We start from the raw sequence: 11,406 nt of genomic DNA on the forward strand, positions 1-11,406 counted from the left end.
AAGCAGGTTGAGTGAGCAATAACTAAAAAAACCGATCCATTGCTGAATCGGTTTCTGTTTCTAGTAGCGGGGACAGGACTTCCCGTGTCAAGCACGGGATAAACTTCTCGTCCTTAAAAGGGCATAAAAAAAGCCTCAGATTACTCTGAGGCTTGGATGTAGCGGGGACAGGACTCGAACCTGTGACCTTCGGGTTATGAGCCCGACGAGCTACCAACTGCTCCACCCCGCGATATGAGTGCAAAATTACGCTGCTTATATTTTCTTACCAAATAGAATTCAAAATATACTTAGTCATTTTTAATCCTGTTCCAGATATCAAGGTAGATCTTCCACACTCCGTCCTCTTTTCGCCAGATAACCACATATTTACCCCTCCAATCAGACGTTTGTTCTCCATTGGTTGAAGTACCTTCATAATACCCATAATCATACGCCTCATCGCCCATAATCTTGATCTCTACTGCCATAAAACGATGTTTTGTTGTTTTCCAGGACCGCTCACCGGGTGGATTCCAGTAATTCGCCAGTTCTTCACCTTCCAATATGTCGCGATCGGAAGGAAAGATTTTTGCATCTTTAGTGTACATCGCTACTACCTTGTCCCGCTCGCCATTCATTAAATATGTAGAAAATTGATCTGCCTGAGATTTAATTAATTCCACCTCAGCGTCCTGCGCATTTAAGGAGGTAAAAAGTGCCAGTATTAGTATGGTTAGTGTTATCCGCATAGTTTTGTCAGTTCAATGAGTGAAACGAAAGAATTTAAGTCCGGTTTTGTCAACATCATCGGCAGGCCCAATGTAGGTAAGTCCACCTTGCTAAATGCATTGATGAATGAGAAAATTGCCATCACGAGTAGCAAGGCGCAAACAACGCGTCATCGCATGTTTGGCATTCTAAATGATGAAAACTATCAGATCGTATTCTCAGATACCCCGGGTGCCATTGACCCTGCTTACAAGCTGCAGGAGAAAATGATGGGATATGTACGCATGGCATTGGATGATGCAGACATTATCCTGTTCATGGTGGCTTTGGAAGACAAAAATGATTATCCCCAGTTGGTGGAAATGGCCCAACGAGCCGAAGCGCCCGTGATATTCCTTGTCAATAAAACAGATACCAGCAAGGGCTCTCAGGCCTATGACAAAACCAACTACTGGAAAGAGCTCTATCCGGACATGGAGATTATGAACATCTCTGCCCTGGAGCATCAAGGGGTGCAGGAATTAAAAGAGCGGATCTTGGAGTTACTGCCGACGCACCCGGCATTTTTCCCTAAAGATGAAATCACAGATAAGAGCGAACGCTTCATTAGCGCAGAAATTATCCGGGAAAAGATATTCCTCAATTATCAACAGGAAATCCCTTATAGTTCAGAGGTGGTAGTCACCTCCTTTAAGGAAGAAGAAACCATCATTCACATAGATGCCGAGATATTTGTGGAGCGTGACAGCCAAAAAGGAATCATCATTGGAAAGAAGGCAGAATCCATTAAAAAAGTAGGTATGCAAGCCCGAAAGGACATGGAAGCTTTCTTTGGAAAGAAAATTCACCTGCAGACTTTCGTAAAAGTGGAGAAAGATTGGCGGAAAGACGACAGAAAGTTGACTAGGTTTGGCTACTAAACCAATCTAACCCGGTCATGCGTTCATTCCTTTTTTGCATCATCCTTCTAAGCGTCACCTCATCCAGTTTTAGCAGGGTTGAATTGAACAATACGTCTCAGGAGCTATCCGAGGTTGACAAACTTTATTATACCTGCAAGATTTGGGGATTTCTAAAGTACTATCACCCACTCGTAGGCAAGGGAGCTTTTGACTGGGATGAAAAATTGCAAGGGGTTCTTAAGAACACCGCAAACATCCGTACCTACGAAGCATTTTCCGAATACATGAACCGGTGGATCTACTACATTGGCCAGGTAAAGCCTTGCACCAAGTGTAATCAAACTGGCGAAGATGAGCTTTTTCTGAAAAACTTTGACCTCTCCTGGACTCAGGACAATCGATTTTCTGATGAATTAAAAAAGTCATTGATGCACATTGAAAACAACCGGTTTCAAGGCAAACATCATTACATCGGACAAGGGAATGTGGCGCAATTTGAACCTAAAAATGAAAATCCCGACTATGGACTGAGTTGGGAGAGTGAAAATATCAGACTGCTTCCTTTGTTTCGATACTGGAACTACATTGAGTATTTCTTTCCTTACAAATACAAAACCGACCAACCCTGGGACGATGTATTGAAGGAGATGATCCCTAAGTTCTTAGAAGCAAAGATCCAACTGGACTTTCAGCTGACTATGCTGGAACTGGTCGTAAAAGTAGATGACAGTCATGGCGCTTTTATTCCACCTTTGGTAGATCAACTTCCTTATTTCAATTTTCCTGTTGTCCGTTTTGAAATGGTGAAAGACCAAATAATGGTGACAGAGGTTATTGATGAAGAAAAAGCACGCAAAGATGATCTTCAAGTGGGCGACATCCTGCTCACAGTAAATAATCAATCTGCCACGGCCCTTCACGAATCACAAAAAAAATATCTCTGGGGGTCTAACGAAGCTGTCAAAAAATCAAGAATTCCATATACCTTATTTATGGGCATCAAAGAGACCGGCGAAATTACGATCCGGCGAAATGGTGTTACTAAAACCGGTAACATTACCTTTTATAAATCAGTGGACCTCAACCCTAAAGAAAAAACTGATCCCAAGTGGAAGAATATTGGTGACTCCATCGGCTATGTTGATTTAAAAAATCTGACTATTCAGGAAGTCGATGAGATGATGGATGAGTTAATGGATAACGCTGTACTCATTTTTGACGTCCGTAATTACCCTCGAGGCACCTACCGCTCTATTGCAAAGTATTTGAACCCTTCAGATACCACCTTCGCGATCTTTACCCGACCTGATTATACCTACCCGGGTAAGTTTATCTGGTCAGGTGCCAGTACCTGCGGAGAGAAAAACGAAGATTACTACAAAGGAAAAGTCATCCTGTTGGTTAACGAAAAGACCCAGAGTCATGCTGAATTTACTTGCATGTGCCTGCAAACAGCTCCTAATGTGACCATCGTCGGAAGCCAAACATCGGGAGCGGATGGGAATGTGACCAAACTGCGTGTGTTTCAACGATCCTACTCATCACTATCAGGCATAGGTGTTTATTATCCCGATAAGGGCGAGACTCAGCGTATTGGAATTGTGCCTGATATGTACGTTAGACCAACATCGGCTGGCATTCGTGCTGGAAAGGATGAAGTACTTGATAAAGCTATAGAGGTAGCAAAGGAAGAGCTTGCACGATTGAAAGAGATCGCCAGGCTTGAACAGCTTGCAATACAGGAGCAGCTAAGATTAGATTCCATGCGAATGGACTCTTTAAGGTTGAAGCAAATGCAACCGGATACTCTTCAGTTAGACTCACTAAAAGTCAAAATCGAAGACGGGAAGCAATAGCAAATTGTTTCTTAACTTGACTATCCTCAAATAGTCAAGAATATGCGAAAATTACTGGCCCTTCTTTTTTTGATTGGAGCAATGTTCGTCCACGGTCAATCCAATGAAAAATTACTTTCCATCGTCGAGCGTATTGATGAATTAAATGATGCTTACTCAGTAGCCAACCCGATCTGGCGAGGGAAACATCCGGAGGCGTACGTTTTTCAGAAAATTGAAAATCAGAATGAAAAGGTTGATAAGCTACGTCCCCTACTCACAGCGTTGGAACAAATCCCTGATGAGGAACTGACTAATAATGAGATCATCAACAGGTCCATCCTGGTTTTACAACTTCGAAATCAGATCAGTGAAATCGATTACAAAATCTACCTGATTCCTTTTAACGCAGAAGGTGGCTTTTTTAACGCTCCCTCCTTTTTCCTGCCTAATCTTCCTTTCGCTTCAGCGGCTGATTATGAATCCTATTTTAAATGGTTAAGGACCTTTCCGGATTTCCTGGTATACAATCAGGGACTTATGAAAAACGGAATAAAAGAAAAAATACAGGCACCCAAAATCATCGTCAAAAATGCCTTAAACTTATTGGATACCTGGGTTAATGAAGATCCCACGCAACATCCGTTTTACCGCCCAGTCCTTGATATCCCGGACCAGATTCCTGCTGATGAGCGCACTCAAATACAAAATCAGGCAAATGAAATTATCACCAATGAGATTATTCCAGCCTATCAGGAGCTAAGGGAATTTGTGTCCGAAAAATACCTTCGTGCTGCTCCTGAAACAGAAGGTATTAGTGGAATCAAAAATGGTAAAGCCTATTACGAGAATCGGGTGCGCCACTTCACCACGCTGGACATCACCCCAGACTCAGTGTATGCCACTGGTTTAACTGAAGTCGCCCGCATACGAGCGCAGATGGATCAAATCATTGCAGATGTTGAATTTCAAGGGTCTTTTGCGGATTTTTTAGCATTTCTACGAACGGATCCTCAATTCTATCCAAAAACAGGACAGGAGCTATTAAACAGGGCTGCCTGGTTAAGCAAAAAGGCAGAAGGACAATTGCCTAAGCTATTTTCCAAACTGTATTCATTGCCTTTTACGGTAGAGCCTGTACCCGATGCGATCGCACCAAAATATACCGGTGGTCGGTATGTTGGAGGTAGCAGGTCTCAAAATAAACCCGGCATATACTGGGTCAACACCTACAATCTATCGAGCAGGACCCTTTACACATTGCCTGCTCTGTCTCTGCATGAGGCAGTGCCGGGTCATCACCTTCAAATAACATTGGCATCTGAACTAACCGATCTTCCGGCTTATCGAGCGAATTATTACATCAGTGCTTTTGGTGAAGGATGGGGACTTTATTCGGAATATTTGGGTGAAGAAATGGGCATGTACGGAACTCCTTATGAACTCTTCGGAAGGTATACCTATGAAATGTGGCGTGCGTGCCGCCTGGTGGTTGATGTAGGTTTGCATTACAAAGGATGGACAAGGCAACAAGCTATTGATTACATGGCGGAAAACACCGCTTTATCGCTTCACGAGGTAACCACCGAAATAGACAGATACATTGGTTGGCCAGGACAGGCTGTGAGTTACAAAATGGGTGAACTGACCATCAAAAATTTACGTGCAAAGGCTACTGATGAATTAGGTGAAAGCTTTGATATACAGACTTTTCATGATGCGATACTCAGGAATGGATCTGTGCCATTACCCATTCTGGAAAAAGAGATTGATACGTACATCTTATCACAAAATGGAAATTAACGATCAGTCTTTAGTTAACTTCGCGCTTTAAATCGTTCCGAATAAGTATTTATCCGTAAATGGCAAACATTTTAGCAATAGTAGGCAGACCTAACGTAGGTAAATCCACGCTTTTCAATCGCCTGATAGAAAGTAAGCAGGCCATTATGGACAATGAGTCGGGCGTGACCCGCGACCGTCATTATGGATACGGTGAGTGGAACGGTAAGAAATTTACCGTCATCGATACCGGAGGTTATGTAGAGGGATCTGATGACATTTTTGAAGGAGCAATTCGTACCCAGGTAAAAGAAGCGCTGGAAGAAGCTACGGCTATCCTTTTTATGGTGGATTGCGATACAGGCTTACATGGACTGGATCAAGATTTTGCCAATGTCGTTCGCGAAATAGATAAGCCCATCTTTATCGCTGCAAATAAGGCCGACAACCAGGAAAAGATGCTTGCATCTAATGAATTTTATGCTTTGGGACTGGACGCTCCACTCTATGCCATAGCAGCAGCAAGTGGTGCGGGCACAGGTGACCTGTTGGATGAAGTAGTTCAGGGTTTTGATGATGATGAACTGAAGCGCGAAGACATCCCAAGGATCGCTATACTAGGCAGACCTAACGTTGGTAAATCATCTTTTGTCAATGCACTGGTAGGTAAGGAAAGAAGTATCGTTACCAACATTGCAGGTACGACTCGAGATGCCATCAACACCCGATACAATCTGTTCGGAAAAGACTTTATCCTAACGGATACGGCTGGGATTCGAAGGAAATCACGTGTTAAAGAGAATATTGAATTTTACTCCGTTTTGAGAGCGATTCAAGCACTTCAGGATTCGGACGTTTGCGTCATCATGATTGATGCGGAAACCGGACTCGAATCTCAAGACATGAACATCATAGGATTGGCGCATAAGTATAAGAAAGGATGTGTCTTAATGGTCAATAAATGGGATCTTCAGGAAAAAGACTCTAAAACTGCTGATACCTATCGCAAGTTTTTGGAAGAGAAGCTTGGGCCATTGAATTACATCCCGGTAATATTCACCTCGGTATTAAACAAGCAGCGGATCATGCAGACGCTGGAACTTGCACTGCAGGTGCACGAAAACAGGGAAAGAAAAATTTCTACCTCGAAGCTCAATGAGATTATGGGTAAGGAAATTGAAAAATATCCGCCTCCCGCAGTAAGAGGTCATTACATCAAGATCAAATACATCACCCAACTTCCTACACACACGCCAAACTTTGCTTTTTTCTGCAATTTCCCGCAGTACATCAAGGAGCCTTATCAGCGCTACCTGACAAACCGGATGCGAGAGCATTTCGACTTTAGGGGAGTCCCAATCAAAATGATCTTTAGGAAAAAATGACTTCAGCGGAAGTCTTTAAAAAGTTTGTCCCGGAAGCTTCTGTGTCCTACTGTGTGAAGCTTTATGAACGATTGGGATTTGAGTTCAAAGTAAAAAAAGCCCGGCAAACCAAGCTTGGAGATTACCGATTCAATCCCAAATCGAACAAGCATACCATTACCGTCAATAACGACCTTAATCCTTATGCATTTCTGGTCACTTACCTGCATGAAGTTGGACATTTGGTTGCTTTTAAGCAATATGGCAGAAGAATCCAGCCACATGGTAAAGAATGGAAGCAAGCGTTTAAGGAAATCGCTGAGCCGATGCTTCTTCCTGAGGTATTTCATGTAAGCGTACTAGCAGCACTGAAAAGATATTTTAAGAATCCGAAAGCGTCCAGCTGTTCAGATCCTGTCCTGTATCAAATCCTCAAGCAGTTTGACGAACCCTCAGATTCTTTGCTGCTTAAAGAGTTAGCAATAGGAACAGCGTTCGTTTTCAACAAAAAATCATTTATCAAGCTGGAAAATAAACGTACCCGATCTGTTTGTCAGGAAATTCAAACCAAAAAGAAGTACCTTATCTCTGACTTGGCAGAAGTAGAGATAATCGAATAGTTTTATTAGAATTAGGATGATTTAAAGAAAAAATTTTCTTATTTTAACAATCACAATCATCGCTGCTGGGAATAATAATTAAAAGGAGAGGATGTCCCAATCGATAGCAGTTTATAATTTCAAAGGAGGTGTTGGCAAGACAAGCACCGTGCTAAGCCTTGCTCACAGCTGGTCCAGGTCATTTAAAGTACTGGTCATCGATTGTGATCCACAAGCCAATCTTACTCAAGCTCTTACTGATTCAGACCATCATCATTCACTATTCTCGCTGACGAAGGAATTTCTCCACAATGAACAACCGGATATTCAACCCCTGGAAATACATCAATACCTACACTTGATACCCGGGGATTATCGGATGGCAGAAATGGAATCAAACACGCAATTTATTTCCTTTGGACACATCATTTTCTATAAGCTGTTATCCGCTATCAGACATGACTATGATTTCATTCTTCTTGATTTCCCCACTCACTTTGGTGTGACAGTCAAGTCATTTCTTGCCAATATCAACAGCATCTTAATTCCAGCCACACCCGGATCGTTCTCTGTTGCTGGATTTAAAAAACTCTTGACCTATCTGCAAAGTGTCAATCACGAGCATGCCCTTCAGATACTTGGCATTTTCTTTAATCAATACAGAAAGCAGACCCTGTTTCATCAGAAAATTGCCAGGGAGGCAGAACAACAGCTAGGAAACTTGATTTTAGACCAGCGGGTTCGAGAATCTATCCGTGTAAGCGAAGCAAATGAACAAAATGAATCTGTGTATGCTTTTACGAATCAGAGTGCAGTAGCTGAAGATTTTCTAAAGCTCAGTGAAGAAGTAATTGAAAGAATTAACCGCCTGAATCTGGCCGAAGTAGTTGAGAAATTACAAAAACAGGAAGTTCAAACTAGATAGCCAACCTGCGTTGAATTAATCCATCAACCAGCTGATAAAACCTTAAAGGAGGCACCGTTCGCCATTTTTCTATCTGCAGACTGCCGGACATATTGATGTAGTTATCAATGTTGTAATTTTTCATTTCATCGATGATGAATTCGCCGAAATTGATCCCGGCGATCCAACCGTCTTCTACCTCCTCAAACCATTCTTCGTAGTAGCAGTCATCACTCCCATGAAAGTTCATGATGTTCTCTCCTACCAGTGCAAATTTATTGATACCGAAATCCATCATGTGCTCCAGTATATTTCGCTTGAACTGCATAATGTCATTGTTGATTGCATCATTCCATTCACCGATCATCTCTATGACTGCAAATCCGAGCTCATAGTCCGCAAACAGTATTTTGATGTAGAGGGTCTCAGATCCAAAAAAATCCCATGCCGGATCAATGTAGTATCCGTAGATGTTTTCGGAGTACAGGTCATAATTGTACTCCTTACCTGAAAAAGGTGACTTTTCATCGTGACTGGAATTGTAGTATTGATTCCAGCGCTCGTAAGGAGTAATGGTATGCACTAAAACATATTATTTAAATGATGCCACTACCGGTCGGTGGTCAGAGACCGTAGTTGAATAATTACTTATACACGACTCTAACAGAAGCGTTTGAGTGCCTCTGACCATATCAAATAGCTCATCAGAGATTAGAATATGATCCAGGTGACTAGGCCAGCTAGGATAACTCCAATTCGAAATGTCACCATTTGCAACTGCCTGATCGGCAAAGGTAAAATCAGCAGCGTCAATGAAATTCTGAAATGGACTTACTAATCCATCGGTGATGTCATCATTGAAATCTCCCAATAAAATGACTGCTTTATCGTCCAAATTATCATTGATGTAGGTTTGGAGTTTGGCGCTTGCCAACGCCCTTCTTTGCTGCTCCTCACTGTCATCTTCTCCACAACACTTTAAGTGAATATTAATAAGCACAACATCCAACCCACTGACATGTGTCGCTTCAACCATTACAGCTTGTCTTGGAAAAGCGTATGAATCATCATCAAATAATTGAGTAAGTTCTCCAAAAGAATCAAACGCACTTTCCTTATATAGAAATCCGAGTTCCTGACCATACCTAACGTCGCTGTAAACTGCATTCCAGTTATCAATCTCCTCTCCAAGATCGACAAATTCTTCAGGCTCAGCTATCTCCTGGACAGCAATAATATCTGCTTGTAATGATTCGATGATCTCGCTGACCTTTTCTACTGTGGTTGTTCTTTGTGGGAAAAACTTGATGTTCCAGGTAGCCACATTCAATTCATCTTCCTCAAAAGCAGGGTAACAAGCGTCCGCTACTACTGCAGGGTCTCCTTCAAATACCGGGTCCGGATCTTCTTTAATTGTGGGGTTTTCTGAATCCCCACATCCAGCTAAAGACAGAATTAAAATAGATAAAAAGAATGAAGAATATCTTCTCATAAAAGTGCGCTTAATGAAATACAAAAGTAAAAAAGAAAAGGGCTGAAAATATCAGCCCTTTTAAATATTTAATTGATCTTAATTACTATTCATCGCTCTCCAACGTCCATTCGCCTCCTGAGTAGACTACTGTCATCACTCTGTTTGCGGTAGCGCCACAGAATTCTGAATACGTAACCTTGAAAGGTTGTGGGTCTTCCTCAATTGAAGGATATAGTACTTCCAATCTGGAACTAATCACATCAAATTTTTCAGCTTCTGTCCAGTTGAAACAGCTAAAATTACCAAACTGAGCCATGTTACTTGCACCATTGTATACCCCTGTGAAGTTGTCCACTATCCAGGTATAATCAGCGGTTCCGAATGAAACCTTGATGGTGTTATCAGCAACCCATCCTTCTTCTTTGAATCCGAAGTTAAATGAAGCTTCAATGGTCGAAGCATACTCTACCCATTCACCACCAGTGAATGTATAAAAGTCACCTCGGACTTGAGCCCCTGAGCTACTTGAGACATAATCATAAATGACGATCTGAGTATCATCTTCCTGAGCAAAAGGTCTCAGCGTTTTTGATAAGAAACCAGGTAAATAATTTTCAGCTCTATCCGAACTTGTAAAGTAGCCAGCGCTTAGGCCGAATGCTTTATAATCCGAATCTGATACAAAGTAAGCATCTTCGTAATCAATGGCTGACCATGATGTTGTTGCTGAATTGTAAGTATAAAACTCATTATACGTATCCTTTTCAACTTCCTCTCCTTGAAGGACTGCAATATCAATTACCCTCCAGTTTGGAGCATAATCAGCTGTAGACTTATAGTAGAAAGAGATATAAATAGTCTCATCTGCATAAGCTGCTAAGCTGGCTTTAGAATCTACCGGATCCCAGCTATCACCAGCTGGTTCTACGTCGAAAGTCAAATCTTCCCACGTTGCAGTTGCAGGGTCTACCTCATCATAATCGGTAGAAACTCTGATTGCAATATCAGTTCCAAACACACCATCTCCTAAGAAATTAAGTACATGTTGGATTCTAAGCTCTGCATCATCAAATCCAGTAAGGTCAACTGCTGGTGTGATCATCCAATCTGTATTGGGCTGGTTGCCACTGCTAAATCCAGACATCCTTGCAGCTTCATATGGATACGAGCTCACATACTTGTGCCAATCCTGGGTTCCTTCCAAATCAAAAAGCTGAAAGCTACTTGCTGAAAGATCCGTGATACTGGTATAATCCTCAGAATACGCTGAAGTGAAATTGATATCTGAATAAGCCAGATCCGATTTTTCATAAGTTACTGCAACAATTTGACCATCAGTTGGAGAAGATACCCCAGCATTAAGAATGGCAGTTACATTATCCTCAAACGTCACAGTGTTATTGAAGAAACCGGCATCACCTGCTTCTGCACTTCCAACTGCATAGTCTGACTCACCTAATTCATACCTCAAATCATCTACAACATCCAGATAAACATCCACATCGTCATTGAAACCTCTGAAAAAATCATAAGTCACTACTGCAGAAGAACCAAGGCCCAATGCTGGAAATTGTTCTGCAAGAATGGTAGGAACATTGGCTTTCACATCTTCTTCGCTTCCGAAGTTTCCAAAGCCCGTGCATCCACAAATCTCATCCAATGTTTCGTAATCATCATCTGTCAATGTGTATTCCACATCTTTCACGATAGTGAGATTCTGCTCTATTTGATCTATGTCATCTTGTAATGGATTACATGAGATAACAACAACCGCTAGCAAAGCGATTATCAATGAATATATATTTAGTTTTTTCATTATTCTAAACTGTTCTTAA

The 11,406-nt window shown here is 41.7% G+C and carries 10 protein-coding genes and 1 tRNA gene; 6 read left to right on the forward strand and 5 right to left on the reverse strand.

The window, feature by feature from the left end; translation table 11 throughout:
- Nucleotides 1-159: 159 nt before the first annotated feature.
- Nucleotides 160-232 (reverse strand) — tRNA-Met (locus ACO05G_RS11950).
- A gap of 58 nt (nucleotides 233-290) precedes the next feature.
- A complete protein-coding gene (locus ACO05G_RS11955; RefSeq protein ID WP_421762994.1) occupies nucleotides 291-731 on the reverse strand; it encodes a YybH family protein in 441 nt (146 codons plus the stop codon).
- A gap of 15 nt (nucleotides 732-746) precedes the next feature.
- On the opposite strand from ACO05G_RS11955, the gene era reads away from it, so the two are divergent.
- From era to ACO05G_RS11985, 6 genes are all read left to right on the forward strand, one after another.
- Nucleotides 747-1,631, forward strand: a complete 885-nt coding sequence (gene era, locus ACO05G_RS11960; protein WP_421762995.1) for a GTPase Era — start codon at nucleotides 747-749, stop codon at nucleotides 1,629-1,631.
- A gap of 17 nt (nucleotides 1,632-1,648) precedes the next feature.
- Nucleotides 1,649-3,469, forward strand: coding sequence for a S41 family peptidase (locus ACO05G_RS11965; protein WP_421762996.1), 1,821 nt, complete (start codon nucleotides 1,649-1,651; stop codon nucleotides 3,467-3,469).
- Between the two features lie 42 nt (nucleotides 3,470-3,511).
- Nucleotides 3,512-5,251 (forward strand): DUF885 domain-containing protein, encoded by a 1,740-nt coding sequence (locus ACO05G_RS11970; RefSeq protein ID WP_421762997.1) that lies wholly within the window; start codon nucleotides 3,512-3,514, stop codon nucleotides 5,249-5,251.
- 59 nt (nucleotides 5,252-5,310) lie between these two features.
- Entirely contained in the window at nucleotides 5,311-6,615 is a 1,305-nt protein-coding gene (gene der / locus ACO05G_RS11975) for a ribosome biogenesis GTPase Der (protein ID WP_421762998.1), read from the forward strand.
- Nucleotides 6,612-7,214, forward strand: coding sequence for a SprT-like domain-containing protein (locus ACO05G_RS11980; RefSeq protein ID WP_421762999.1), 603 nt, complete (start codon nucleotides 6,612-6,614; stop codon nucleotides 7,212-7,214). The genes der and ACO05G_RS11980 overlap by 4 nt, the downstream gene beginning before the upstream one ends.
- A 91-nt stretch (nucleotides 7,215-7,305) precedes the next feature.
- On the forward strand, nucleotides 7,306-8,118 hold the full coding sequence (locus ACO05G_RS11985) for a ParA family protein (protein ID WP_421763000.1): 813 nt from the start codon (nucleotides 7,306-7,308) through the stop codon (nucleotides 8,116-8,118).
- Here ACO05G_RS11985 and ACO05G_RS11990 read toward each other — a convergent pair.
- The 3 genes from ACO05G_RS11990 to ACO05G_RS12000 form a co-directional block, all read right to left on the reverse strand.
- The gene (locus tag ACO05G_RS11990) at nucleotides 8,111-8,680 is read right to left on the reverse strand and encodes a hypothetical protein (RefSeq protein WP_421763001.1); all 570 of its coding nucleotides are present in this window, start codon (nucleotides 8,678-8,680) and stop codon (nucleotides 8,111-8,113) included. The two genes, ACO05G_RS11985 and ACO05G_RS11990, sit on opposite strands and share 8 nt — an antisense overlap.
- 9 nt (nucleotides 8,681-8,689) lie before the next feature.
- Nucleotides 8,690-9,589: an endonuclease/exonuclease/phosphatase family protein gene (locus tag ACO05G_RS11995; RefSeq protein ID WP_421763002.1), complete on the reverse strand. Its 900-nt coding sequence runs from the start codon at nucleotides 9,587-9,589 to the stop codon at nucleotides 8,690-8,692.
- A gap of 85 nt (nucleotides 9,590-9,674) precedes the next feature.
- Nucleotides 9,675-11,387 (reverse strand): choice-of-anchor J domain-containing protein, encoded by a 1,713-nt coding sequence (locus ACO05G_RS12000; protein WP_421763003.1) that lies wholly within the window; start codon nucleotides 11,385-11,387, stop codon nucleotides 9,675-9,677.
- Nucleotides 11,388-11,406 lie beyond the last annotated feature (19 nt).

The organism is Ekhidna sp., assembly GCF_965227465.1.
Lineage (GTDB): Bacteria > Bacteroidota > Bacteroidia > Cytophagales > Cyclobacteriaceae > Ekhidna.